The 25,274-nt window shown below is 65.3% G+C and carries 28 protein-coding genes and 1 pseudogene; 19 read left to right on the forward strand and 10 right to left on the reverse strand.

Annotated features, from left to right (window positions below; all coding sequences use genetic code 11):
* Positions 1-24: 24 nt before the first annotated feature.
* Complete coding sequence (locus A5625_RS02560) at positions 25-744, forward strand: TetR/AcrR family transcriptional regulator (RefSeq protein ID WP_066988800.1); 720 nt, start codon at positions 25-27, stop codon at positions 742-744.
* On the opposite strand, the gene A5625_RS27995 is transcribed toward A5625_RS02560, so the two are convergent.
* Both A5625_RS27995 and A5625_RS02565 read right to left on the reverse strand, forming a co-directional pair.
* Entirely contained in the window at positions 660-1,025 is a 366-nt protein-coding gene (locus A5625_RS27995; protein ID WP_082984235.1) for a hypothetical protein, read from the reverse strand. The genes A5625_RS02560 and A5625_RS27995 overlap by 85 nt on opposite strands.
* A gap of 68 nt (positions 1,026-1,093) precedes the next feature.
* Positions 1,094-1,849: an enoyl-CoA hydratase/isomerase family protein gene (locus A5625_RS02565; RefSeq protein WP_066988801.1), complete on the reverse strand. Its 756-nt coding sequence runs from the start codon at positions 1,847-1,849 to the stop codon at positions 1,094-1,096.
* A 110-nt stretch (positions 1,850-1,959) separates the two neighbouring features.
* Here A5625_RS02565 and A5625_RS02570 point away from each other — a divergent pair, with 110 nt between their 5' ends.
* The 5 genes from A5625_RS02570 to A5625_RS28000 all read left to right on the forward strand — a co-directional run bounded on the left by A5625_RS02570 (position 1,960) and on the right by A5625_RS28000 (position 5,958).
* Positions 1,960-2,379 carry a lipoprotein LpqH gene (locus tag A5625_RS02570; protein WP_066988802.1) on the forward strand — a complete coding sequence of 140 codons (420 nt, stop codon included), beginning with the start codon at positions 1,960-1,962 and terminating at the stop codon, positions 2,377-2,379.
* 87 nt (positions 2,380-2,466) lie between these two features.
* A complete protein-coding gene (locus A5625_RS02575) occupies positions 2,467-3,657 on the forward strand; it encodes an amidohydrolase family protein (protein ID WP_066988803.1) in 1,191 nt (396 codons plus the stop codon).
* A gap of 15 nt (positions 3,658-3,672) precedes the next feature.
* Positions 3,673-5,139: a FadD3 family acyl-CoA ligase gene (locus A5625_RS02580; RefSeq protein ID WP_082984236.1), complete on the forward strand. Its 1,467-nt coding sequence runs from the start codon at positions 3,673-3,675 to the stop codon at positions 5,137-5,139.
* On the forward strand, positions 5,136-5,762 hold the full coding sequence (locus A5625_RS02585) for a fatty-acid--CoA ligase (protein WP_066988804.1): 627 nt from the start codon (positions 5,136-5,138) through the stop codon (positions 5,760-5,762). Before A5625_RS02580 ends, A5625_RS02585 begins: the two co-directional genes overlap by 4 nt.
* 10 nt (positions 5,763-5,772) lie before the next feature.
* Entirely contained in the window at positions 5,773-5,958 is a 186-nt protein-coding gene (locus A5625_RS28000; protein ID WP_082984234.1) for a bacterioferritin-associated ferredoxin, read from the forward strand.
* Positions 5,959-5,962: 4 nt separating this feature from the next.
* Here the strand turns inward: A5625_RS28000 and A5625_RS02590 are convergent, their stop codons facing one another.
* Complete coding sequence (locus A5625_RS02590; RefSeq protein WP_066988805.1) at positions 5,963-7,648, reverse strand: alpha-keto acid decarboxylase family protein; 1,686 nt, start codon at positions 7,646-7,648, stop codon at positions 5,963-5,965.
* Between the two features lie 65 nt (positions 7,649-7,713).
* Here A5625_RS02590 and A5625_RS02595 point away from each other — a divergent pair, with 65 nt between their 5' ends.
* Genes A5625_RS02595 through A5625_RS02610 form a run of 4 tightly spaced genes read left to right on the forward strand, consistent with a single transcriptional unit; the run spans position 7,714 to position 10,247 of the window.
* Positions 7,714-8,157, forward strand: coding sequence for an SRPBCC family protein (locus A5625_RS02595; RefSeq protein ID WP_066988806.1), 444 nt, complete (start codon positions 7,714-7,716; stop codon positions 8,155-8,157).
* Positions 8,158-8,162: 5 nt separating this feature from the next.
* Complete coding sequence (locus tag A5625_RS02600; RefSeq protein ID WP_066988807.1) at positions 8,163-9,242, forward strand: CaiB/BaiF CoA-transferase family protein; 1,080 nt, start codon at positions 8,163-8,165, stop codon at positions 9,240-9,242.
* A 58-nt stretch (positions 9,243-9,300) separates the two neighbouring features.
* On the forward strand, positions 9,301-9,756 hold the full coding sequence (locus A5625_RS02605; RefSeq protein ID WP_066988808.1) for an SRPBCC family protein: 456 nt from the start codon (positions 9,301-9,303) through the stop codon (positions 9,754-9,756).
* Between the two features lie 50 nt (positions 9,757-9,806).
* Positions 9,807-10,247, forward strand: a complete 441-nt coding sequence (locus tag A5625_RS02610) for an SRPBCC family protein (protein WP_066988809.1) — start codon at positions 9,807-9,809, stop codon at positions 10,245-10,247.
* On the opposite strand, the gene A5625_RS02615 is transcribed toward A5625_RS02610, so the two are convergent.
* Entirely contained in the window at positions 10,244-11,431 is a 1,188-nt protein-coding gene (locus A5625_RS02615; protein WP_066988810.1) for a pyridoxal phosphate-dependent aminotransferase, read from the reverse strand. The genes A5625_RS02610 and A5625_RS02615 overlap by 4 nt on opposite strands.
* Positions 11,432-11,677: 246 nt before the next feature.
* On the opposite strand from A5625_RS02615, the gene A5625_RS02620 reads away from it, so the two are divergent.
* Together A5625_RS02620 and A5625_RS02625 are read left to right on the forward strand one after the other, a co-directional pair.
* The gene (locus A5625_RS02620) at positions 11,678-12,889 is read left to right on the forward strand and encodes an acetyl-CoA C-acetyltransferase (protein WP_066988811.1); all 1,212 of its coding nucleotides are present in this window, start codon (positions 11,678-11,680) and stop codon (positions 12,887-12,889) included.
* A gap of 4 nt (positions 12,890-12,893) precedes the next feature.
* Positions 12,894-15,038, forward strand: a complete 2,145-nt coding sequence (locus A5625_RS02625; protein ID WP_066988812.1) for a 3-hydroxyacyl-CoA dehydrogenase NAD-binding domain-containing protein — start codon at positions 12,894-12,896, stop codon at positions 15,036-15,038.
* 116 nt (positions 15,039-15,154) lie between these two features.
* Here A5625_RS02625 and A5625_RS02630 read toward each other — a convergent pair whose 3' ends face one another.
* Positions 15,155-16,015, reverse strand: a complete 861-nt coding sequence (locus A5625_RS02630; RefSeq protein ID WP_066988813.1) for an LLM class F420-dependent oxidoreductase — start codon at positions 16,013-16,015, stop codon at positions 15,155-15,157.
* Positions 16,016-16,083: 68 nt separating this feature from the next.
* Positions 16,084-17,292 (reverse strand): FAD-dependent monooxygenase, encoded by a 1,209-nt coding sequence (locus A5625_RS02635; protein WP_066988831.1) that lies wholly within the window; start codon positions 17,290-17,292, stop codon positions 16,084-16,086.
* 79 nt (positions 17,293-17,371) lie between these two features.
* On the opposite strand from A5625_RS02635, the gene A5625_RS02640 reads away from it, so the two are divergent.
* The gene (locus A5625_RS02640) at positions 17,372-17,908 is read left to right on the forward strand and encodes a TetR/AcrR family transcriptional regulator (RefSeq protein ID WP_066988814.1); all 537 of its coding nucleotides are present in this window, start codon (positions 17,372-17,374) and stop codon (positions 17,906-17,908) included.
* 26 nt (positions 17,909-17,934) lie between these two features.
* On the forward strand, positions 17,935-18,924 hold the full coding sequence (locus A5625_RS02645) for an LLM class F420-dependent oxidoreductase (protein ID WP_066988815.1): 990 nt from the start codon (positions 17,935-17,937) through the stop codon (positions 18,922-18,924).
* A gap of 19 nt (positions 18,925-18,943) precedes the next feature.
* Here A5625_RS02645 and A5625_RS02650 read toward each other — a convergent pair whose 3' ends face one another.
* Positions 18,944-19,237 (reverse strand): putative quinol monooxygenase, encoded by a 294-nt coding sequence (locus tag A5625_RS02650; RefSeq protein ID WP_066988816.1) that lies wholly within the window; start codon positions 19,235-19,237, stop codon positions 18,944-18,946.
* 150 nt (positions 19,238-19,387) lie between these two features.
* On the opposite strand from A5625_RS02650, the gene A5625_RS02655 reads away from it, so the two are divergent.
* Both A5625_RS02655 and A5625_RS02660 read left to right on the forward strand, forming a co-directional pair.
* Positions 19,388-19,801: a Zn-ribbon domain-containing OB-fold protein gene (locus tag A5625_RS02655; protein ID WP_066988817.1), complete on the forward strand. Its 414-nt coding sequence runs from the start codon at positions 19,388-19,390 to the stop codon at positions 19,799-19,801.
* Positions 19,802-19,864: 63 nt separating this feature from the next.
* Complete coding sequence (locus tag A5625_RS02660) at positions 19,865-21,010, forward strand: thiolase family protein (RefSeq protein WP_066988818.1); 1,146 nt, start codon at positions 19,865-19,867, stop codon at positions 21,008-21,010.
* A gap of 44 nt (positions 21,011-21,054) precedes the next feature.
* On the opposite strand, the gene A5625_RS02665 is transcribed toward A5625_RS02660, so the two are convergent.
* Positions 21,055-22,239, reverse strand: a complete 1,185-nt coding sequence (locus A5625_RS02665; protein ID WP_066988819.1) for an FAD-binding domain — start codon at positions 22,237-22,239, stop codon at positions 21,055-21,057.
* A gap of 137 nt (positions 22,240-22,376) precedes the next feature.
* Between A5625_RS02665 and A5625_RS29905 the strand changes: the two genes are divergently transcribed.
* Both A5625_RS29905 and A5625_RS29910 read left to right on the forward strand, forming a co-directional pair.
* Positions 22,377-22,622, forward strand: a complete 246-nt coding sequence (locus A5625_RS29905) for a hypothetical protein (RefSeq protein WP_232003367.1) — start codon at positions 22,377-22,379, stop codon at positions 22,620-22,622.
* Positions 22,598-22,843, forward strand: coding sequence for an STAS/SEC14 domain-containing protein (locus A5625_RS29910; protein WP_232003369.1), 246 nt, complete (start codon positions 22,598-22,600; stop codon positions 22,841-22,843). Before A5625_RS29905 ends, A5625_RS29910 begins: the two co-directional genes overlap by 25 nt.
* 67 nt (positions 22,844-22,910) lie before the next feature.
* Here A5625_RS29910 and A5625_RS02675 read toward each other — a convergent pair whose 3' ends face one another.
* On the reverse strand, positions 22,911-24,560 hold the full coding sequence (locus tag A5625_RS02675) for a DNA repair helicase XPB (RefSeq protein WP_066988820.1): 1,650 nt from the start codon (positions 24,558-24,560) through the stop codon (positions 22,911-22,913).
* Positions 24,561-24,612: 52 nt separating this feature from the next.
* A complete protein-coding gene (locus tag A5625_RS02680; protein WP_066988821.1) occupies positions 24,613-24,939 on the reverse strand; it encodes a hypothetical protein in 327 nt (108 codons plus the stop codon).
* Here A5625_RS02680 and A5625_RS02685 point away from each other — a divergent pair.
* Positions 24,905-25,274, forward strand: a pseudogene (locus tag A5625_RS02685) (DNA-binding protein); the annotation flags it as partial. The gene A5625_RS02680 and the pseudogene A5625_RS02685 sit on opposite strands and share 35 nt — an antisense overlap.

Genomic DNA, 25,274 nt, shown 5'->3' on the forward strand with positions numbered 1-25,274 from the left:
TGGCACACAGTACGGAGCAGGCGAATGACAACTGCCCGCAGGATCGGGGCGCCGGACGCGAAGAATCGCGGTTTGCTGCTCGATGCCGCCGAACAGCTGATGCTCGAAGAGGGTTATGCCGCGGTGACCTCGCGGCGCCTGGCGAACAAGGCCGGGCTGAAGCCTCAGCTGGTGCACTACTACTTCCGCACCATGGAAGAGCTGTTCCTGGAAGTCTTCCGGCGCCGGGCCGAAGAGGCGCTCGAAGCGCACGCGCAAATGCTGAAGCTGCCACAGCCGCTGTGGGCGCTGTGGCGATTCGGCACCGATCCCGCCTTCACGCGGATCTCCATGGAATTCATGGCCCTGGCCAATCACCGCAAGGACATGCGGGCCGAAATCGCTTACTACGCCGAGCGTTTTCGCGAAGAACAGCGCCAAGCGGTGGCGACTGCGCTCGAGCGCTACGGCTCCAGAATTCAAGATGAAGGCCAGGAAATCCACATCGCTCCGGTGGTGTGGACGGTGCTGATGAGTAGCCTGTCACGGTTTCTGGTGCTCGAGCAGGCGATCGGTATGTCCGCCGGCCATGCCGAGACGGTGGAGTTGGTCGAGAACTACCTGCGCCGCCTGGAAGGTGAACCGCAGCCGATCGAGGGCGTACCGGAGACCTGGCTGGTTCACCAGTTCCGCAGCGAGCAGAGCACGCCTTTGGGACCGTCCTTGGATACAACGACGGCTCCGTCTACTGCCAGATCACAGTGAAGTCCCGGCGTGCCGGGCTCCGTGCCCGTGCTCGCGACAACCATCGCGTAATGGTCGGGGTCCGACATGTCCAGATCGAAGCCCCACGGCTTGCCCGGGGCGAGGTCGATGTCGACGTGCGGTGTGAACGAGTAGGGGTTGTGGCTGTAGTCAGAAAACTTATCCGGCTGATGGTCCAGGTAATAGATGCTCGTATAAATCGGATTCTGCGCACTGACGGTGTATCTGACGTGATGCATGACCGAATTATCGGCATGGGCCCGTCCGCTTCCCACCAGCAGACCGGCTGCGGCCAATAGACAAGCCAACGACACGACGGAGCCGACGCCCATCGTTGTCTTCATCGTGGTCATGACGCTCCTCCGGCTGCCGGGCGCGGCTTGGCGTTGCGGTTCATGACCCGTTCCGCGGCCTGCCAGTGCGGGTCGGCAACCCATAACCGTGCGAAGGATGCTATCGCCTCCTCCGGAGAAACTCCGCGGATTACCCGCTTTATCTCGGTCGCCGGGCGGCGTGCCAGCGACCTTGCGACGGCTCGCCACCCCCGGTCAGGCGAGTCGAACACGCCGCGGGGCACGACCTGATCGACCAGGCCGATGCGCTCGGCGTCAACCGCGGTGAGGGCGGTTCCCGAGCCGGCCAGCAGCAGCGCCCTGCTCTTTCCGACCAGTGCGGCCAGCCGCTCGGCTCCACCCCATGCCGGCATGATCTCCAGCTGCACCTGGTTGAAGGCGATCTTGATGTCGTCGGCGGCCACCCGGACGTCGGCGGCGACGGCGACTTCGGCGCCGCCACCGAACGCGTGGCCGTTGAGGGCGGCGATGACCGGGGCGGGGAAGTCCGCGAGCTGATCGCAGATGGACCGCATCCGCCGGGCCATGGCCGCGGCGTCCTCCTCCGTCCGCAGCGCACTCAATTCCTTGAGGTCACCGCCCGACACGAAGGCCTTGTCCCCGGCGCCTTTGATCACCAGCGCCTGCGCGTCCGCCGCGGCATCGAGCGCCTTCTCCAGCTGGTCCATGGTGTCCAGACCGATGGCGTTGCGCGCGTGTGGGCGGTCGATGGTCACCACCGCCAACCCGTCGTCAATCTCCAGGTCCACCATGTGTGTAATCGCTCCTCGACAACTACCCGATATTGGCATTCTCTTTTCGCGAGAATAACATCATCGCTGCAGGCTAAAGAACTTTCGTCAGTCAGGATGGAGGTGACTCGATGCGGACCCCAATCGTGGCCACCGCAGCGGTCCTGGCGGTTGCGTTGATGGGCGCGTGCGCGTCGCGGCCGCCCACCCAGATCGCCAGCACGGCATCGGTCACCGTGAACGGTAACGACCGGAAGTTCCACATTGTGAAGTGCAGCCAGTTGGAGTGGACTCGGACGATCGAGATCGGCGGCGATTTCGCCGGAGCCAAACTGGTTGTCGACGAGAGTGGGCAACCGGCGACAGTCGTGTCCGTACATATCCAGAACCTGGGTGGCTTCAGCGGGATGTACTCGCGGGGTGGTGACGGCACTGCGGACATGAGCATGACGGGCGACAAGTTCACCGTCTCCGGCACCGCCAACGGGTACCGGACCGACAAACCCGGGGAGCCGGCCAGCGCCACCTACAAGATCTTCGTGTCGTGCTGACCACGTCGAACCCGGGATCTGCGGGGCCACGTTGCGATTAGGCGACTGTAGAGAATAGTATTCTCACAAATCAAGAAGGAGGATTCCATGGGCCAGCTGTCGCATCGGGAGGATGTCCCGTTTCCGATCTTTGACGCGGACAACCATCTCTACGAGCCGCCGGAGGCGTTGACCAAGTTTCTGCCCAAGGCGTACAAGGACTACGTCCAGTACGTGCAGATCAACGGGCGCACCAAGATCGCGATCCGCGGCCACATCAGCAACTACATTCCCAACCCGACCTTCGAGGTCGTCGCCCGGCCGGGCGCCTGGGAGGAGTACTTCAAGTTCGGCAACCCGGACGGCAAGAGCAAGCGCGAGCTGTTCGGCGAGCCGATGCGCGCGATCCCGGCGTTCTTCGAGCCCGGCCCCCGCCTGGAGAAGATGAACGAGCTGGGTCTCGACCGGACGCTGATGTTCCCGACGCTGGCCAGCCTGCTCGAGGAGCGGCTGCGCGATGACCCGGTCGCCATCCACGTCCTGATCCACGCGCTAAACGAGTGGCTCGACGACGTCTGGGGCTTCAACTACCAGAACCGGATTTTCACCACCCCGGTCATCACCCTGCCGATCGTCGAGAAGGCGATCGAGGAGCTGGAGTGGGCGGTCAAGCGCGGTGCGCGGTGCATCCTGATCCGCCCGGCGCCGGTCCCCGGCTTCCGCGGCCCGCGGTCGTTCGCGACGCCCGAGTTCGACCCGTTCTGGGAGCGGGTTGTCGACCACGACCTGCTGGTCGGCATGCATTCCAGCGACAGCGGCTACTCCCGATACACCTCCGAGTGGGACGGCGCCGAACAGGAGATGCTGCCGTTCCAGACCAACGCGATGGGCATCCTCAACGAGTGGCGGCCGATCCAGGACGCGGTGGGGTCGTGGGTGATCCACGGCGCGCTGTACCGGCACCCGAAGCTGAAGGTCGCGATCGTCGAGGCCGGTTCGAAGTGGATGACCCCGCTGCTCGACGGCCTGGCCGAGGTCTTCCGCAAGGCCCCGGAGGTTTTCCCGAGCGACCCCGTCGAGATGGTCAAGAACCGGATCCACGTCAGCCCGTTCTTCGAGGACGGCATCGACGATCTGGTCAACCTCGTCGGCGTGGATCAGGTGCTGTACGGCTCTGACTGGCCGCACCCCGAAGGGCTGGCGGAGCCGACGTTCTACGTCAACGCGCTGTCGCACCTGTCCGTCGAGGACCAGGCAAAGATCATGGGCGGCAACCTCGGTCGACTCGTCACGACATGATGCCAGGCGGTGACGATGCAGAGCGCAGCGCGCGATGAGGAGGAGCCGGCCAATCTGATATGGGAGACCATCCCCGAGATGGTCTTGAGTGCAGCGGACCGTTTCGGCGACGCGGAAGCAGTCGTCGACGGTCAGCTGCGCTTGACGTTCACCGAAGTTGCCGAGCGAATTCGTTGCGCGGCAGGCGCATTCGCCGACCTCGGCATCGAAAAGGGTGACCGGGTGGCGATCTGGGCGCCCAACTCGGCCGAATGGATCATCGCGGCGTTCGGATTGCTGACCGCGGGCGGCGTGCTCGTCCCGGTCAACACGCGGTTCAAGACCGAAGAGGCCGGCGACATCATCGTCCGCAGCAAGGTGAAGGCCGTCCTGGTGCAGAAAGGCTTTCTGGACCAGGATTACACCGCACCCGCAGGGGTGCCTATCATCGATATGAAGTCCGACTTCCTTTCCAGCGGTTCGCCATTCGAGCGGCCGGTGAGCGGCAGCGACATCTCGGACATCATCTTCACCTCGGGCACCACCGGCCGCCCGAAGGGCGCGATGATGAATCATCGCCAAACGCTGCGCATGTATGAGGAGTGGGCAACGCTCGCGGATCTGCGCGAGGGTGACCGCTACTTGCAGATCAACCCGTATTTCCACACCTTCGGCCTGAAGGCAGGACTCATCACGTCCTTCCTGCGCGGCGCGACGATGCTGCCGGTTGCGGTGTTCGACGTCGACACGGTCGTGGAACTGATTGCGCGCGAAAGCATCACGATGCTTCCCGGGCCGCCGACGTTGTACCACTCGTTGCTGACGGTGGGCGACAAGTCCAAGCTGTCGACGTTGCGGGCCGGCGTCACCGGGGCCGCCGACATCCCCGTCGAACTGGTCCGCCGCATCCATGACGAACTGCCGTTCCAGACGCTGATGACCGGTTACGGCCTGACCGAGGCGGGCAACGTCACGCTGTCGCTGCCGGGCGATTCCTTCGAGGATGTCGCCACCACCGCGGGCGTGCCTTGCGATGGGGTCGAGGTACGCATCGCCGACGACGGCGAGGTGCTCGCCCGCGGCTACGGCGTCATGCAGGGTTACCTGGACGACCCGGTGGCCACGGCGCAGGCGATCGACGACGACGGCTGGCTGCACACCGGAGATCTGGGGAACTTCACCGAGACCGGGCGCTTGCGCATCGTCGGCCGCAAGAAGGACATGTTCATCGTCGGGGGATTCAACGCCTACCCGGCCGAGATCGAAGGGTTTCTACTCAATCACCCGGCCGTCGCGCAGGCCGCGGTCATCGGCGTCCCCGACGAGCGGCTCGGACAGGTGGGCAAAGCGTTCGTGGTCCGCAAAGGCGACGTCAGTGCCGACGAACTGATCGGCTGGTGTCGCGATCGGATGGCCGGATTCAAGGTGCCGCGCACGGTAGAGTTCCTCAATTCACTCCCACTCAACGCGACGGGGAAAGTGATGAAGGACCAACTCCGATGAACAACGGCGATATTCATTCGATGGTGATCGCGTCGGACTATCGTGTCCCCGATCCCACCCGGGTATGGCCGCTGCTGCAACGCAACAAAGCCGCGCTGGCCGATATCGGCGCGCACCACGTGTTGGTGTACACCTCGACGCACGACCACGGCCGGGTCCTGGTGATGATCGGAGTCCACAGCCGTGAGCCGATAGTCGAGTTGCTGCGGTCCCGGGTCTTTTTCGACTGGTTCGACGAAGCCGGCGTGGACGACATCCCCGCGGTCTTCGCCGGCGAGATCGTCGACAGGTTCATCGCGCAGCCACCCGAGGCGCCGGCTGCACCCGGCGTCGTGGTGGCCGCCATCGCGTCCGTCAACGACGTATCCCTGTTGACCTCCGAAGTCAGCGCGGCAATAGGCAGATTCACCACCGCCGGAATCCGAAAGACGTGGGTGTTTCAGGCTTTTGACGACGATCACGAGGTTTTGATCCTGCAGGAGTTCCCCGACGAGCAGAGCGCGCGGCAATGGATCGACCACCCCGATGCCGCGGCGCAGTGGATGTCTGGAGCGGGCATCGGTGCCTACCCGCCAGTGTTCGTCGGCCGATTCTTCGACATGATGCGCATCGAGGCGGACTGAGGATTCGCCGGTGTTCGTCTGCCTGTGTAACGGAGTCACCAGTCACACCGTGGCCGAGGCGGTTTCGTGCGGAGCGTCGACCACCAAGGAAGTCGCCCAGGCATGCGGGGCGGGCGCCGATTGCGGTCGCTGCCGGCGGACGGTGCAAGCCATGCTGCGATCGTCGACGACGGATCGAACGCCGAACGCGCTCTAGACCGTCAGCGCCGCGGACTGCCGTCCGGTGACGTCGGTTGGACGAGGTCCACGAGCAGATTGGGAATCTCGAGCCGCGGCAACACCACCTCGACGAAGACGATGCGGTCCTGGTGTTCGGCGGCCGCGGTCAAGGCGTCGTCGAGTTCCCCGTAGGTCTGCACCCGGAACGCCAGGTGGTCGGTGACCCCCAGCGCGCCGGGGACGTCCGTCCACTTCCAACTGACGATGTCGTTGTACGGCGCGGTCTCCCCGTGGATCGCGCGCTCAACGGTGTAGCCGTCGTTGTTGACCACCACGATGACGGGGGAGAGGCCCTCGCGCGAGAACGTGCCGAGCTCCTGGACGGTCAATTGCGCGGCGCCGTCCCCGATGAGCAACACCGTCCTGCGGTCCGGATGTGCCACCGCCGCGCCGAGTGCGGCGGGCAACGTGTAACCGATTGAGCCCCATAATGGTTGACCGATAAAGGTGACGCCGTGCGGTAGCCGATGATCGGCCATGCCATAGAAGGAGGTGCCCTGGTCGGCGAGCACGACGTTGCCCGGTGTGAGGGCCACACACAGGCGGTCCCACAACATCTTCTGGGTAAGCGGTTGGTCTCGCGGTGGCGGTGGTGGCAGTGGCTCGGCCGGCGGCACCAGCACCGGCGGCGACGAGATGCCGCGGTGCGCCAGGATCGTGGCCAGTGCCTCCAGCGCGGCACCCATCTCCAGCGGCGCGAAGACTTGTCCGGCCACTGTGCTCTGATACTGGCCGACGTCGATGGTCCGGGCCGGATCGACCCGTTGACTGAAGAAGCCGCTGACCATGTCGGTGAACACCACTCCGGCGGTGACCAGAACGGGCGCTTCTTCGATCGCGGTGCGCACCGCCGGCGCGCTGGCAGACCCGGCATAGATGCCCAGGAAGTTGGGCGAAGTCTCGTCCAGCAGACTCTTGCCCCACATCAACGTGGCGTGCGGCACCACGTCGGCGGCCAGCAACGCTTCGAGTTCCTTGATCGCCTGCAGCCGGTGCACCAGCAAGTCGGCGAGCACGGTCAGTTGGTGGTCGCCGATGAGGTCGGTCGCGGCCTCGACGAACATCGCCAGCGCGCGGGGACTGGTGCCACCGCTGTAGCGGGGCAACGGTGCCTCCGGCGGCTCGGTGGGGAAGCGGGCCACGTCGGTGGACAGCAAAATGTAGCCGGGCCGCTTCTGCTCACGGACCTCTGACAACACCCGGTCAATCTCGCGGCGGGCCGTCGCGGGCATGAGATTGGCTTGGGCGCAAGTGATCTCGCGGCTGACCCGGAAGAAGTGCTCGAAGTCGCCGTCACCGAGCGAATGGTGCAGCGCCCGCCTGGTGGCCTGAGCATCCTTGGACGGGCCGCCGACGATGTGTACCACGGGTACCTGCTCGGCGTAACTGCCCGCGACGGCATTGGCGGCGGAGAGCTCACCGACCCCGAATGTCGTTACCAATGCCGACATTCCGCGCAGCCGCCCATAGCCGTCGGCGGCGTAACCGGCATTGAGCTCGTTGGCATTGCCGACCCAGCGAATGCGGGGGTGGGCGATGATGTGGTCGAGGAATTCCAAGTTGTAATCGCCGGGAACGCCGAAGATCTCCGAGACGCCGAGTTCGGCGAGACGGTCCAATAGATAATCACCGACGGTGTATGCGGAATCGGTCGCAGCAGCAGTCACAGGCACGACGGTACGCTCGGTCGAATCCGTTCCGGGCGCGTCGCCGTGCCAGTATCGTGCGGGCCATGGCACTCAAAGAATCCCGCGACATCGTCATCGAAGCCAGCCCCGAGGAGATTCTGGACGTCATCGCCGACTTCGAATCGATGCCCGAATGGTCGGAACCGCATCAGAGCGCGGAGATCCTCGACACCGGCGAGGACGGGCGGCCCCGCCAAGTGAAGATGAAAGTCAAGGTTGCCGGGATCACCGACGAACAGGTGATCGCCTACACCTGGGGCGACAACGTGGTGAGCTGGACGCTGGTCAGCTCCTCGCAGCAGAAGGCGCAGGACGGGAAGTACACCCTGGTGCCGAAAGGCGATGACACTCTGGTCAAGTTCGAGCTTGTCGCGGACCCCAATGTGCCGCTGCCCGGCTTCGTGCTCAAGCGCGCGGTGAAGGGAACGATCGATTCGGCGACCAAGGCGCTGCGCGAGCGGGTGCTCAAGGTCAAGAAGGGTAACTAGCCGCGGTGAGCGGCGGCGGGCCGCTGGCCAGGGTGAAAGTCATCGAACTCGGCGGCATCGGACCGGGGCCGCATGCGGGCATGCTGCTCGCCGATCTCGGAGCCGACGTGGTGCGGGTGCGTCGTCCCGGCGGCCTCACCATGCCGGCCGAGGACCGCGATCTGCTGCACCGCGGCAAGCGAATTGTCGACTTGGACGTCAAGACGCAACCGCAGGCGCTGCTGGACCTGGCCGCCAAGGCCGACGTGCTGCTGGACGGCTTTCGGCCCGGCACCTGCGAGCGACTCGGCATCGGACCCGACGACTGCGCTGCGGTCAACCCGCGGCTGATCTACGCGCGGATCACCGGCTGGGGACAGGAGGGCCCGTTGGCCCAGACCGCCGGTCACGACATCAACTATCTGGCGCAGACCGGTGCGCTGTCGGCGCTCGGCTACGCCGACCGGCCGCCGCTGCCGCCGCTGAACCTGGTCGCCGACTTCGGCGGCGGCTCCATGCTGGTGGTGATCGGCATCGTGGCCGCCCTCTACGAACGGGAGCGTTCGGGCAAGGGGCAGGTGATCGATGCGGCGATGGTCGACGGGGTCAGCCTGCTGGCCCAGATGATGTGGACCATGAAGTCCACCGGCACGCTGCGCGACCGACGCGAATCGTTTCTGCTCGACGGCGGCGCCCCGTACTACGGCTGTTACGAGACCGCCGACGGGAGATACGTCGCCGTCGGTGCCATCGAGCCACAATTTTTTGCGGCGTTGCTCGACGGGCTTGGCCTGTCACCCGATGACGTGCCCGCCCAACACGACAAAGCGTCCTACCCGCAGCTGCGCGCGATCTTGGCCCAACGGTTCGCCAGCCGTACCCGTGACGAGTGGGCGCAGATCTTCGCCGGCACCGATGCGTGCGCCACCCCGGTGCTGACCTGGAATGAGGCCGCCGCTGACGAGCACCTGCGGGCGCGGTCCACGGTGATCACCGCCCACGGCGCCGACCAGGCCGCGCCCGCCCCGCGCTTTTCGCGGACACCGGTCGGACCGGTGCGACGACCGCCGGCGGCAACCACGCCGCTAAGCGAAATCAACTGGTAGAAAACTGTATACACAGATTAGACACGCATCCCGGGTCGGCGTTGCTAAGTTGATCGCAGTGGCCGTAAAAGCATCACGGGAATTTGTCGTCAACGCGCCCCCGGAAGTGGTCATGGAGGCGCTGACAGATGTCGGCGTCCTGTCATCGTGGTCCCCGCTGCACAAACACATCGAAGTCATCGACCGCTATCCTGACGGCCGGCCGCACCACGTCAAGACCACCATCAAGATTTTCGGGCTCGTCGACAAAGAGGTCCTGGAATATCACTGGGGTCCGGACTGGGTTGTCTACGACGCCAAGGGCACCTCGCAGCAGCATGGGCAACACGTCGAGTACACCCTCAAACCCGAAGGCGTCGACCAGACCCGGGTGCGCTTCGACGTCACCGTCGAACCCGGCCGGCCCATGCCCGCGTTCATCGTCCGGCGGGCGGCCGAGACTGTCCTCGACGCGTCGGTGAAGGGGTTGCGCTCGTTGGTGCTGGGCGGCGGCGATGCGGACAAGGCAACGTAATTACCGTTTTTCGGCTCGTCCTGGCAGCGCGATTGCTAATTTGGTAGCCGGTGGCCATACGCGCATCGTCTGAGATTGTCATTGAGGCGCCCCCGGGAGTGATCATGGAGGCGCTGGCCGATATGGACGCCGTGCCCTCGTGGTCGCCGTTGCACAAGCGGGTCGAAGTCATCGACAGATATCCCGACGGCCGACCGCACCACGTGAAGATGACGCTCAGGGTGAGCGGCATCGCGGATACCGAAATTGTCGAATATCACTGGGGCTCCGACTGGATGGTCTGGGATGCGCAGAAGACCATTCAGCAGCACGCGCAGCATGGCGAATACAACCTGCAGCGTGAGGGCGACGACAAGACCCGGGTGCGATTCACCCTCACCATCGAGCTCAGGGCGCCTCTGCCCGGGTTCTGGGTGAGGTCGGCCGGCAACAAAATCCTGCACGCCGCCCTTGAGGGCCTGCGAAAGCGTGTGATGGGTACCGCGCGTTAATCGGCTGACGCGTTTTTCAGCCCGGATAGTCGCTTGATCGCCTCATCGAGTGTGTCGTCGCGCTTGCAGAAGGTGAAGCGCACCAAGTGATTCCACACGTCGGCCGGTCCGTGCGCCGCGTCCGGGTCGCAGAACGGCGACATCGGGATCGCGGCCACACCGACCTTTTCCGGTAGCTCCGCGCAGAAGGCGCTGCTGTCGTCGTAGCCCAGCGGACGCGGGTCGGCGCACAGGAAGTACGTGCCGGCGCTGGCATGCACCTCGAACCCGACTTCGATCAGGCCGGCGGCCAGCCGATCGCGTCTGGCCTGCAGCGTGGCGCACAGGCCGGCGACCCACGCATCTTCGGTCTCCAGCGCCAGCGCCACTGCCGGCTGGAACGGCGCGCCGCCGACATAACTCAGATACTGCTTGGCCGCCCGCATCCCGGCGATGAGATCGCTTGGGCCGCAAGCCCAGCCGATTTTCCAGCCGGTGCAGTTGAACATCTTGGCCGCGCTCGAGATGGTGATGGTCCGCTCGGCCATGCCGTCGAATCCGGCCAGCGGAACATGCTGTCGGCCGTCGAACACCAAGTGCTCGTACACCTCATCGGTGATCACCAACAGGTCGGCCGCGACCGCGACCTCCGCAATGGCCGCCAACTCGGCCGTGCTCAGCACCGTGCCGGTCGGGTTGTGCGGTGAATTGACGATCAGCGCGCGGGTCCGTGGTGTCACCGCCCGGCGCAGGGCGTCGGCGTCCAGCGCGAAGCCCCGGCCGTGCGGGACCAGCGGCACTGCCACCCGGTGTGCGGAGGCCATCGCCACCACCGGCGAATAGGAGTCGTAGAACGGCTCGACGAGTATCACCTCCGAGCCGGGTTCGATCAGGCCGATCACCGCCGAGGCGATGGCCTCGGTCGCCCCGACCGTTACCAGTACTTCGGTGTCGGGGTCGTATTCGATGCCGTAGCGGCGGCGGCGCTGGGCGGCGATGGCATGGCGCAACGGGGCGATTCCTATCCCCGGCGGGTACTGGTTGACGCCGTCGGCGATGGCCTCCTGGGCGGCCTTCAACATCGCCGGGGGTCCGTCCTCGTCGGGAAACCCCTGTCCGAGGTTCACCGCTCCGATCCGCGCGGCCAGCGCCGACATCTCGGCGAACACCGTCGTCGCGTAGGGACGCAGTCGCGACACCGTCATGGTGGTCGAGCTTATTCGCGGCGATGGCACGCCCCACCGGGACCACACCAGTCGGCGAGTGTGAGGTTGGGCGCACACTCGGCGGCGAATGTGAGGCTGGCCGCACACTCGGCCGCGGGCCGCAGCGGTGCCGCTGAGCTGGGCGGTTTTGCCCAACCAACAGGTTGGCCGGGGGCCCTGTTAGGGTGGATCGGGACCTAGTCTTGAAGACGGATTCGAACCCAATTCGGAGAACAGGAAGTCGTCATGTCCGAAGAAGCTTTTATCTATGAGGCCATCCGCACCCCGCGGGGCAAGCAGCGCAACGGCTCGCTGAACGAGGTGAAGCCGCTCAACCTGGTCGTCGGCCTGGTTGACGAGCTCCGCAGGCGGTATCCCGACCTGGACGAGAACCTGATCAGCGACATGATCCTGGGTGTGGTGTCCCCGGTCGGAGACCAGGGCGGCGACATCGCCCGCACCGCCGTCCTGGCCGCCGGCCTGCCCGAGACCACCGGCGGCGTGCAGCTCAACCGGTTCTGCGCCTCGGGCCTCGAGGCGGTCAACACCGCCGCCCAGAAAGTGCGTTCCGGCTGGGACGACCTGGTGCTGGCCGGTGGTGTCGAGTCGATGAGCCGGGTGCCGATGGGTTCTGACGGCGGCGCCTGGGCGACCGACCCCGAGACCAACTACCAGATCGGCTTCGTGCCGCAGGGCATCGGCGCCGACCTGATCGCCACCATCGAGGGCTTCTCGCGCGACGACGTCGACGCCTACGCGCTGCGCAGCCAGCAGAAGGCCGCCGCGGCATGGTCGGGCGGCTACTTCGCCAAGTCGGTGGTGCCGGTGCGCGACCAGAACGGCCTGGTGATCCTCGACCATGACGAGCACATGCGGCCGGACACCACGCTGGAGGGTCTCGGCAAGCTGAAGACCGCGTTCGACGGCATCGGCGAGATGGGCGGCTTCGACGACGTGGCGCTGACCAAGTACCACTGGGTCGAGAAGATCAACCACGTCCACACCGGCGGCAACAGCTCCGGCATCGTCGACGGCGCCGCGCTGGTGCTGGTCGGTTCGGAAGCCGCGGGCAAGTCGCAGGGGCTGACCCCGAGAGCCCGCATCGTGGCGACCGCCACCAGCGGCTCGGACCCGGTGATCATGCTCACCGGTCCCACCCCGGCCACCCAGAAGGTGCTCGACCGCGCCGGATTGACGATCGATGACATCGACCTGTTCGAGCTCAACGAGGCGTTCGCCTCGGTGGTGCTGAAGTTCCAGAAGGACCTCAACATTCCTGACGAGAAGCTCAACGTCAACGGTGGTGCCATCGCGATGGGCCACCCGCTGGGCGCCACCGGCGCCATGATCACCGGCACCATGGTCGACGAGCTCGAGCGCCGCAACGCGCGCCGCGCCCTGATCACACTGTGCATCGGCGGCGGCATGGGTGTCGCCACCATCATCGAGAGGGTTTAAGACCATGGCAGAGAACACCATTCAGTGGGATAAGGACGACGATGGCATCGTCACCTTGACGCTGGACGATCCGACCGGGTCGGCCAACGTGATGAACGAGCACTACAGCGAGTCCATGCACAACGCTGTGGAACGCCTTGTCGCCGAGAAGGATTCGATCAGCGGCGTGGTCATCACCAGCGCGAAGAAGACCTTCTTCGCCGGCGGTGACCTGAAGGGCATGATCAACCTCGGCCCGGAGAACGCCGGTGAGGCGTTCGACACCGTCGAGGCGGTCAAGCGCGACCTGCGGGCGCTCGAGACGTTGGGCAAGCCGGTGGTGGCCGCCATCAACGGCGCCGCCCTCGGCGGTGGTCTAGAGATCGCGCTGGCGTGTCACCACCGCATCGCCGCGGACGTCAAGGGCAGCGTGCTGGGTCTGCCCGAGGTGACGCTGGGCCTGCTGCCCGGCGGCGGCGGGGTGACCCGCACCGTGCGGATGTTCGGCATCCAGAACGCGTTCATGAACATCCTGTCGCAGGGCACCCGCTTCAAGCCGGCCAAGGCCAAGGAGATCGGCCTGGTCGACGAGCTGGTGGGCTCGGTCGAGGAACTGGTGCCCGCCGCCAAGGCGTGGATCAAGGCCAACCCCGACTCGCACGAACAGCCTTGGGACAAAAAGGGTTACAAGATGCCCGGCGGCACCCCGGCCAGCCCTGCGCTGGCCGGCATCCTGCCGTCGTTCCCGGCGCTGCTGAAGAAGCAGCTCAAGGGCGCACCGATGCCGGCACCGCGGGCGATCCTGGACGCCGCCGTCGAGGGCGCGCAGGTCGACTTCGACACGGCCAGCCGCATCGAGAGCCGCTACTTCACCCAGCTGGTCACCGGCCAGGTCGCCAAGAACATGATCCAGGCGTTCTTCTTCGACCTGCAGCACATCAACGGCGGTGGTTCGCGTCCGGACGGCATCGAGCCGGTCAAGATCAACAAGATCGGCGTGCTGGGCGCGGGCATGATGGGTGCCGGAATCGCCTATGTGTCGGCCAAAGCCGGTTTCGAGGTGGTGCTCAAGGACGTCAGCATCGAGGCCGCCGAGAAGGGCAAGGGCTACTCGGAAAAGCTTGAGGCCAAGGCGCTTCAGCGGGGCAAGACCACCGAGGAGAAGAGCAAGGCGCTGCTGGACCGCATCACCCCGGCCGCCGACCCCGAGGCCTTCAAGGGTGTCGACTTCGTGATCGAGGCCGTCTTCGAGAACCAGGACCTCAAGCACAAGGTGTTCCAGGAGATCGAGGACATCGTCGAGCCCAACGCGCTGCTCGGGTCGAACACCTCGACGCTGCCGATCACCGGTCTGGCTACTGGCGTCAAGCGGCAAGAGGACTTCATCGGGATTCACTTCTTCTCACCCGTCGACAAGATGCCGCTGGTGGAAATCATCAAGGGCGAGAAGACTTCTGACGAGGCGCTGGCCCGCGTGTTCGACTACACGCTGGCCATCGGCAAGACCCCGATCGTGGTCAACGACAGCCGCGGCTTCTTCACCAGCCGCGTCATCGGCACGTTCGTCAACGAGGCGTTGGCGATGCTGGGCGAGGGTGTGGAGCCCGCCAGCGTTGAGCATGCCGGTTCGCAGGCCGGCTACCCGGCACCGCCGCTGCAGCTGTCCGACGAGCTCAACCTGGAGCTGATGCACAAGATCGCCACGGCTACCCGCAAGGGTGTCGAGGACGCCGGCGGCACTTACGAGCCGCACCCGGCTGAGGCCGTCGTCGAGAAGATGATCGAGATCGGTCGTCCGTCGCGGCTGAAGGGCGCCGGCTTCTACGAGTACGTCGACGGCAAGCGGACCCGCCTGTGGCCGGGCCTGCGGGAGACGTTCAAGTCGGGCAGCGCGAGCATTCCGTTGCAGGACATGGTCGATCGCATGCTGTTCGCCGAGGCGCTCGAGACGCAGAAGTGCTTGGACGAGGGTGTGCTGACGTCGACCGCCGACGCCAACATCGGGTCGATCATGGGCATCGGCTTCCCGCCGTACACCGGTGGTAGCGCGCAGTTCATCGTGGGCTACTCCGGTGCGGCCGGCACCGGCAAGGAAGCCTTCGTGGGCCGCGCCAAGGAACTGGCCGCCAAGTACGGCGACCGCTTCCTGCCGCCGGCGTCGCTGACCTAAGTTGTCAAACGTAAAGCCCCCGAAACTCTTTGTTTCGGGGGCTTTACGTTGAGCGTTCCGTGATGCCGAAAGGTCAACGGGGCGGGCCTGTTTGAGGGATCCCGGGCCCGGTAGCCCTATCTGGAGGCGGCGGCGATCCGGCGCCATTGCTCCCGGGGGAAGGCTCGCGGATCGGCCAGCAGCACCTGGACGCAGACATGGTCGGCGCCCGCGGAACGATGCTCGGCGACGCGGCGCATGATGGCCTCTTCATCACCGCACGCGATGATCGCGTTGAAGAGCCGATCGCTCACCTGCGCCAGGTCCTCTTCGGAAAAGCCGCTGCGCAGCAGGTTGTTGGCGTAGTTGGGCAACGCCAAATATGATCGCAGCCAATCGGTTCCAATCTGGCGTGCCTCGTCGGCGTTGTCGGTGAGGATCACCGTCTGCTCCGGCAGCAGCAAAGGGCCAGACCCCAAAATGGAACGGGCGTAGGCCGTGTGCTCGGGCGTGACGAGGTATGGGTGGGCGCCACCGGCGCGGCTCGCGGACAGCGTCAGCATCTTGGGGCCGAGCGCGGCGAGAACCCGGCGGTCGGTGGGCACCGGCCGCGGCGCGGCGTCCAATTCGTCCAGGAACGAGGCGGTCGCCGCCAGCGGTTTGCGATATCGCCCTGGCTGGCCGGCATCGATCAGTGGTGCGTGGCTGACGCCGATCCCCAGCAGGAAGCGGTCGCCGTGCTCGGTGGTCAGCGTCGCATAGGAATCGGCGACCTCACCGGGCGAGTGCATCCACAGATTCAGGATTCCGGTGGCGATCACGGTGCGCTTGGTCGCGCCGAGCAGATGACCGACCGACTCGAACACCGGCCCGCCGACGTCGGGTATCCACAACGCCGGGAAGCCCAGTTCGTCGAGTTCCGCTGCGGCCTCGGCGGATTCAGACGGGTCGCCGTAGCGCAGTTGGCTGCTCCAGATTCCGACACCGGTCAGTTCCATCGGTGGCCTTCCCTTCGTGGCACGCGCCAGCACCGACTGCAACGGTCTGCGGCTCTATGGACATGCTGTCAGACGTCGGTTGCGGTGTATTCGGGCACCGGCATCGAATCGTGCATCCGCAGGCCCTTGGTGTTGAGCTTGGCCAATGACCGCGACAGTGACCCGGGCATCGCCGAGATCAGCTGGGCTCCACGGGTTAACGCCCACACTCCAATTCGTGAACCGGGGATGATGCCCTTGGCGGCACCGCGGGCGAAGGACTGGCTGCGATGCACCGGTTCGCGCATCTGCAGTTCGTAGCCGGCGAAGGCGCGCAGGTGGTCGCCGTCCGCCTCGGCGAGCTCACCGGCCAGCACGTAGGCGCCGAGGACGGCGAGGCTGGTGCTGCCGCCCACCGCGGGCCCCGGGCAATATCCGGCATCGCCGACCAGGGTGACCCGGCGCCGCGACCACCGGTCGGTGCGCAGTTGGGTGATCGAGTCGAAGTAGAAGTTGGGCGTGCGGTCCAGTTCGCCCAGCCAGCTGTCCACCTGGTCATGCATTCCGGTGAACGCGTCGTACAGTAATTCCTTCTGCCGCAATGCATCACGATGGTCGTAGTCCAATTGCTCGTTGCGGCGGAACATGAAGACCGCTCGCGCGTCGTCCAGGTGATCCGCGGTGTAGATGCCGGCGAAGCGGCCGACACCGACGTGACCGACCATTTCACCGGATTCGACCAGCGCCTTGGGCGCCGACAGCACCGACAGGTATCCCCCGAGGAAACGGGTCAGGTCGGCATCCGCACCGAAGGTCAGACGTCGAACATTGGAGTGCAGGCCATCCGCACCGACGATCACGTCGAAGGTGCGCGCCGGGCCGTGCTCGAATGTCACAGTGCCGTCGTGCTCGATCGCCGTGATCGAGTCGCCGAACAGGTACTCCACGTCGTCACGGGCGGCGTCGTAGTAGATTTCGCTCAGGTCGTCGCGCATGATCTCCACGTGCGAGTCGGATGTGGCGGCATAGATCTTGGTGAGGTCGATCCCGATAGCCTTCGTGCGGCCTTCCCGGTACATGGTCAGCCGGTTCGTTCCGGTGGCCAGCGCCTCGATGCGCGGCAGGACGCCCATCTTCTCCGAGATCTCCATCGCCGGACGGAATAAGTCGACGGCGTGGCCACCGGTTTTGCGCAGCGCCGGGGTGCGCTCCACGACGGTGACGTCAAAGCCGTAGCGGTTCAGCCAGTACGCCAGGACCGGGCCGGCGATGCTGGCGCCAGAGATGAGTATCCGCATGAGCACCTCGCACACTTACTTAACGTTCGGTAAGCCTAACATCCCACTTACCTATCGGTAAGTCAGATAAACTTGCCGGGTGAGCAGGCCCCGATCGGATACTCGAGAACGCATTCAAGAGGTCGCTCGCGAGCTGTTCTTGCAGCGGGGTGTGCAGCGCACCAGCCTGCAAGACATCGCGAACCAGCTGGGCATCACCAAACCCGCGTTGTACTACCACTTTCCGTCACGCGAAGACCTGGTGCGCAGCATTCTGGTGCCGCTGATCGAGGAGGGGGAGCGGTTCGTCGCCGACCATGAGAGCCGCGGCGACAATGACGCACGCGAATTGCTGGAGGGCTACTTCGACTTCCACTACCGGCACCGCCGCGACCTGGTGCTGTTGTTGACCGAACTGTCCACGCTGATCGACCTCGATCTCATCGACACCGTGCTGGCATGGCGGGAGCGGCTGGCCCGGTTGGTGTTCGGCGCCAAGCCGACGCTGGCGCAATCGACGCGGGCGGTCATCGCCTTCGGCGGTTTGCAGGACTGCTGCGTGCAGTTTCCCGACGCGCCGCACGCGCAGTTGCGGGAGAAGTCGGTTGCGGCCGCGCTCGACGCGCTGGGCCGGTGACATCAGGCGGGCTAAAGTCCCTTGGTATGCGCTTTGGTCTCTTCATCCCGCAGGGCTGGCGAATGGATCTGGTCGGGATCCTGCCCGAGAACCACTGGACGGTGATGCGCGACCTGGCGATCTACGCCGACCGCAGCCCGTGGGACTCGCTGTGGGTCTACGACCATTTCCACACCGTGCCGGTGCCTACCGGCGAAGCCACGCACGAGGCATGGTCGCTGATGGCCGCGTACGCGGCCACCACCGAGCGGATCAAACTCGGCCAGATGTGCACGGCGATGAGCTACCGCAACCCCGTCTACCTCGCCAAGGTGGCGGCGACGGCCGACATCATCTCCGGTGGCCGCATCCAGATGGGTATCGGTGGCGGCTGGTACGAACATGAATGGCGCGCTTACGGTTACGGATTCCCCTCGGCCGGCGTGCGGTTGGGTCGCCTCGACGAAGGTGTGCAGATCATGCGCAAAGCCTGGCACGACGGCAAGGTCAGCTTCGACGGCAAGCATTACCAGGTCGACGGTGCGATCGTCTCACCTAAGCCGCTGCGGGACAACGGGATTCCGCTGTGGATTGCTGGCGGTGGCGAGAAGGTGACGTTGCGCATCGCCGCCAAATACGCGCAGTACACCAACTTCACGCCAGAGCCCGACGCATTCGCTCACAAGTCACAAGTACTGGCGCAGCACTGCGACGAGGTGGGCACCGACTTCCACGCCATCGTGCGTTCGGTCAACATCAACGCGGTCGTCGGCGAGTCGGAAGAAGACGTCAAAGACCGGCTGCAACGGGTCCGCGACCGGCTGGTGGGCTACGTCGGCGAAGCTTCGGCTGATGCGATGATCGCCGGCACCAGCGGACCGGACTCGGCGACAGGCACGCCGGAACAGGTCATCGAGCGGCTCAGCAAGCTCCGTGACCTCGGCTGCGAGTACGCCATCTGCTATTTCCCCGAGGCCGCCTACGACCGTTCCGGCATCGAGATGTTCGAAAGCCAAGTCATTCCCGCGTTGACCTAGCGGTGGCGCAGTTAGCGCGCTAGACGTCGCTGGTGACGTACCGGGTCTTGGCCGGGGGTGCGGCCAGCAGCGGAGGAAGCTGCGTCAGCTTGCCTTCGCCGGCGCGAAACGCCCGGTAGGCCTCGTCGTGATCGACCGTCTCCCAGATTTCGTAGATCAGCCAGTGCGCTTCGTCGTCCTCGTCGACAAGCACGTCGGTGCGCACGTTGCCGTCAAACGCCCGGGTGTCCTGCAACGCCCGACCCATCAACTCGCGCCCCGCAGCGACCTGATCGGGCTTGAACCTGAGCTCGAGTATCACCGTGACCGTCATCGCCCCAACATATCTGCCCGCACCCGCCCACCTGTGGCCCGGCCCTCCGCGCCCGATGAGAATGCGGTTTCCACTTTTCGGAAAGCTGTTATACGGTTCAGTGAGCAATATTCTGTTGGCGGATTTGTGGACGATCCTGGAGGATCCCTCATGCAGAAGGCACTTGCCCCCGAGATCTCTACCTGGCCCGATGAGAGCCCGCAGCTGATCGGCAGTCGATGCAGCAGTTGTTCGGCGACCACCTTCCCGGTGCAGCAGTGGTGCCCGCGATGCAGCGCCGGCGAGATGTCCGACGTGCTGTTGCCCCGGCGCGGGACGCTGGTGGCGTGGACGACCCAGGGCTTCCCGCCCGGCGCACCCTATGCCGGTCCCACCGGCAAGGACTTCATTCCGTTCGGTGTGGGGTTGGTCCAGCTCGGCGACGTCATCCGGGTGGAAGGCCGGTTGACCGAGAACGACCCGGCCAAGCTGCAGTTCGGGCAGGAAGTCGAACTCACCATGGTGCCGTTCGCCACCGACGACGAGGGCGCCGAAATCATCACCTTCGCATTCCAGCCGGTCTGAGATCGCGAGCGCGGCGGAACCGGGCGAAACGGGTCGCCACCATCTACTCCAGGAGGATTTGAGATGACCAACGACGTCGCCATCATCGGCGTGGGCCTGCACCCGTTCGGCAGGTTCGAGAAGACCGCGATGCAGATGGGGGCCGAGGCCGTCCAGCTCGCGCTCAAAGACGCCGGCGTGGAATGGAAGGACATCGAGTTCGGCTTCGGCGGCAGCTACGAGGTCTCCAATCCCGATGCGGTGACCCGCCTGGTCGGGCTGACCGGCATCACGTTCACCAACGTGTTCAACGCCTGCGCCACCGCGGCCAGCGCCATTCAGCAGACCGCCGACACCATTCGGCTGGGCAAGTACGACATCGGCATCGCCATCGGACTGGACAAGCACCCGCGCGGCGCCTTCACCGATGACCCCGCCAAGTTGGCGCTGCCCCAGTGGTATGCCAACAACGGCCAGTTCGTCACCACCAAGTTCTTCGGGATGAAGGCCAACAAGTACATCCACGATCACAACATTTCGCAGGCCACGTTGGCTAAGGTGGCCGCCAAAAACTTCCGCAACGGCGCGTTGAACCCGAATGCGTTCCGGCGCAAGGCAATTCCTGAGGAGGAGATCCTCAACTCGACCGTGCTGAACTACCCGCTGACCCAGTACATGTTCTGTGCGCCCGACGAGGGGGCCGCCGCGGTCATCATGTGCCGGGCGGATATGGCCGAGAAATTCACCGACAAGCCGGTTTATGTGCGCGCCTGCGAGATTCGGACGCGACGCTTCGGCGCCTACGAGGTGCACGCCACCTCGGCGCCGCTGGACGAGGATGCCTCGCCGACGGTGTACGCCGCCAAGGCGGCCTACGAGGCGGCCGGTATCGGCCCGGAGGACGTCGATGTCGCGCAGCTGCAGGACACCGACGCCGGCGCCGAGGTGATCCACATGGCCGAGACCGGTCTGTGCGCGGACGGTGAGCAGGAGAAGCTGCTGGCCGACGGTGCCACCGAGATCCACGGCTCGATGCCGGTCAACACCGACGGCGGGCTGATCGCCAACGGCGAGCCGATCGGCGCGTCGGGTCTGCGGCAGATGCACGAGTTGGTGCGGCAGTTGCGTGGCGAGGCGGGGGAGCGTCAGGTACCCGGTAATCCGCGCGTCGGGCTGGCCCAGGTGTACGGGGCACCCGGCACCGCCTCGGCGACCATCCTGTCGCTCTGAATCGGCTGCTGCTCAGCACAACCCCTGCTCAGCGGTCGGCCTGGCTAAGCGGCATATTCGGGTAATGCGATGTCGTCGCGGAATTCGCTGCGGATGGCCCAGTCGGCCAGTCGCGGAATGTTCAGCAGTTTCGACGCCTGGTTGCGGGTCCACACGCCCAGCGCCGTCTTTGGCGCGAACATCGTGGCGAATGCCCGCGCCGACTGCTGCCTGGCCTCAACGATCGGACGCAACTGCTGCTCATAGCGACGAAACGCATCCGGGTAATCGGCTCCTGCGCGATTGAGTTCGCCGGCCAGTATGTAGGCCTGCACCATCGCAAGACCCGTTCCCTCACCCGCCAGCAGCGAGACCGCGGCCGCAGCGTCACCGATGAGCGCTACACGGCGATTCGACCAGTGGTCCATGACGATTTGGCTGACGCGATCGAAGTACACATCAGAGGTTTCGTCGAGTTTGCGCAAGATTTCCGGACACTCCCAGCGCGCGTTACCGAAAATCTCATGCAGGGTCGTTTTGGTTTCTGACACATCCTGCGGATCGGGGCCGCTCATGTGGTCAGCGGTGAAAACGAAGAGAAACATTGTTTGCTCGCCGCGCATCGTGAATCGTGCGATCATTCGCCCGGGCATGGTGTGCGCGACGTAGACGAGTTCATCACGCGGTTTATACCCGTCGGCCTCGAACGCCGCGACTCGGTATCCGAGATCGACCTCCCACTGGTATTGCGGACCGAACACCAAATCCCGCACGGGCGAATGGATACCGCCTGCACCGACGAGCAGGTCGAATCGTCGTGACCCGCCGCGCTCCAGGGAAACCTGTACGCCCGAGTCGTGTTGCTCGATGGCCGAAACGCTTTCACCGAACAGAGTTTCGGCATGGTTGTCGATAGCGCGATAGATCATGGCCGCCAAATCGCCGCGCGCCACAGTCACGAACCGGCCATCAAGGTTCCGCCGAAACGATTCAGCTGAAAAGCCGCCCACCCTACGCGAATCCCGGTCCACGATCCGTACCTCTTGCACCGCGTATCCGACGGAATGCAATTCGGCAGTAAGGCCCATGCGTTCGGCAACCGCATACCCGGCGCCCCAAAAGTCCACGGCATAGCCGCCGGTGCGAAGACACGCCGCCTTCTCGATCAGGGTGGGCTCGTGGCCGTGGCGCCAGAGCCAGTACGCAAGTGTGGGGCCGGCGATGCCAGCACCGACAATGGCGATCTTCATGTGCCTACCTCCGGGGTGGCTGCAAGTCGGAACTATCATAGCACTATGCAATAGTTGCGCTAGGCTATTAAATTTTGGTTTTGGGGTGACCCGGCGAGCACGTCGATCCTGCCGTCGAAACCGGATCGGAGGCGGCGGTGCTGAACGAACTCATGGGCATGCCCGCGGGCATTCAAGGCCTGGAAGCCGTCGGGACAGTGACCGCATCCGATTACGGACGGGTCTTCGCGCCGATGATCGAAAAGGCAGGGCGGGCAGGGAATCGGATGCGACTGCTGTACGCGCTCGGCCCGGGATTCCAGCGCATCACGCGGGAGCGCTGTGGGCGGACGCGCGACTCGGATCGGCCTATCTGCACTTGCTCGACGGGTGCGCTGTTGTGAGTGATATCGGGTGGATTCGGGCACCCAGCCGCGCCATCGGTGCCTGGATGCCATGCCCGCTTCGGGTGTACGACAACGACGAACGCGATGACGCCATCGCATGGCTAGCCGCGCTCTCGGAATGCGCTGACGTATCCGCACGCGATATGGCCAAGGCCTACATCGATGGAATCGGTGCTGGTCTTGCCAGCCTCAGTCGGTTCGTCGTAAAGGTGCAATAGAAAGCGTCGATCACCAGGCGTTGAACCACGCCGCCGCCGCTGTGCGAAGCGGCGGTCCCGCCCTAGGCTAAATCGCCGGGCCCAGCAGGTCGTCCGCATCGCGGATGATGTAGCCGTAGCCTTGCTCGGCTAAGAAGCGCTGCCGGTGCGCGGCGTACTCGGCATCCAGGCTGTCGCGTGCGACCACCGAATAAAAGATTGCGCCACCACCGTCGGACTTGGGTCGCAGCAGCCGGCCCAGCCGTTGCGCCTCCTCCTGGCGTGAGCCGAATGTCCCCGAAACCTGCACTGCCACAGCGGCTTCCGGCAAGTCGATGGAGAAGTTGGCGACTTTGGACACCACCAGCGTGGACAACTCGCCGCGACGGAAGGCATCGAACAACTCTTCGCGCTCCTTGGTCCGGGTGGACCCCTGGATCACCGGGGCGTTGAGCTCGGCACCGAGCTCGTCGAGCTGATCGAGATAGGCGCCGATAACCAGGGTCTGCTCACCGGGATGTTTTGCCAGGATCGATTTGACCACAGCGATTTTGGTGTGCACCGTCGAGCACAGCTTGTAGCGTTCGTCGGGTTCGGCGGTGGCGTACAGCATCCGCTCGTTGTCGGTCATGGTGACCCGGACCTCGACACACTCGGCCGGCGCGATCCATCCCTGCGCCTCGATGTCCTTCCAGGGCGCGTCATAACGTTTCGGGCCGATCAGGGAGAACACGTCGCCCTCGCGGCCATCCTCGCGGACCAGCGTGGCGGTCAGGCCCAGGCGCCGCTTGGACTGCAGATCCGCGGTCATCCGGAACACCGGCGCCGGCAATAGGTGCACCTCGTCGTAGATGATCAGACCCCAGTCGCGGCTGTCGAAGAGTTCCAGGTGTCGGTACTCGCCCTTGGTGCGGCGGGTGATCATCTGGTAGGTCGAAATGGTGACTGGCCGAATCTCCTTGCGTTCGCCCGAGTATTCACCGATCTCGTCCTCGGTGAGCGACGTGCGGGCGATCAGCTCACGCTTCCATTGCCGTGCCGCGACGATGTTGGTGACCAGGATCAGCGTCGTGGCACCGGCTTTCGCCATGGCGGCCGCCCCCACCAGCGTCTTGCCGGCGCCGCAGGGCAGCACCACCACACCGGATCCACCGGACCAGAACGAGTCCGTCGCCATTTGCTGATAGTCGCGCAGGTGCCAGCCGTCCTGGGCCAGGCTGATCGGATGCGCTTCACCATCGACGTAACCCGCGAGATCTTCGGCGGGCCAACCGATCTTGAGCAGCATCTGCTTGACCCGGCCGCGTTCGCTGGGGTGGACGATGACGGTGTCGTCATCGATGCGGGCGCCGAGCATCGGGGCAATCTTCTTGTTGCGTAACACTTCTTCGAGGACGGCGCGATCCAGGCTCACCAGCGTCAGACCGTGCGCGGGATTCTTCACCAGCTGCAAACGGCCGTAGCGCGCCATGGTGTCGACGATGTCGACCAGCAGCGGCTGCGGCACGGCGTAGCGCGAGAAGCTGACCAGCGCGTCGACCACCTGCTCGGCGTCATGACCGGCGGCGCGGGCGTTCCACAGCGCCAGCGGTGTGATGCGGTAGGTGTGCACGTGTTCGGGTGCGCGCTCCAGTTCGGCGAACGGCGCGATGGCGGCACGCGCCGCGCCGGCCTGCTCGTGGTCCACCTCGAGCAGCACCGTCTTGTCGGACTGCACGATCAACGGTCCGTCAGACATATTCAGCGCCACTCCTCCTGATCTGTGTTCACGTCGGCGGGCATCCCAACCATTATCGGCCGGTGGCCGACACCACCGACGTGATGCGGTGGATGGCGAAGTCGCGCAGCCGTCCCGACGCGGAGTCGAAGGCCACCAACTGACCGCCCTTGACGGTGATGGGCGACACGACGCGTTGGGTGGCCACGCCCGCCGCATCCAGATAACCGATCACCAGGGTGTCTTGTTCCTTGGCGGCGCGCTGCAACTGCGTCATGGTGACTGCCGGATCGACGCGGATATTGCCGAATGGTGCGGCGGTCACCTTGCGCAGGACCGCCACCACCGCGTTGAGGCTCTCGCTGTTGGGGCGCCGGCACGGGCAGCTGCGGATCGGCATGGCCGCGTCGTTCGTGCGCTGCGAGGACCCTGCGCTGCTGGCCCAGGCCGTGGCCGCCCCGGCGACCCAGGAGGTGCAGTTGCGCGCCCTGGCGCCGACGGTCGCGGTGTCGCCGGCGCCGATCGCCGAGGTGCTCGTCGCGTTGCGGGCCGCGGGCTTCGCCCCGGCGGCCGAGGACTCCTCCGGCGCCGTCGTCGACGTCCGTCCTCGCGGCGCCCGGGTGGCCACACCGCAGCAGCGCCGGCCATATCGCCCGGTCCGGCGCCCCAACAGCGAGAGCCTCAACGCGGTGGTGGCGGTCCTGCGCAAGGTGACCGCCGCACCATTCGGCAATA

This window comes from Mycobacterium sp. 1465703.0, assembly GCF_001672975.1.
Classification (GTDB): domain Bacteria; phylum Actinomycetota; class Actinomycetes; order Mycobacteriales; family Mycobacteriaceae; genus Mycobacterium.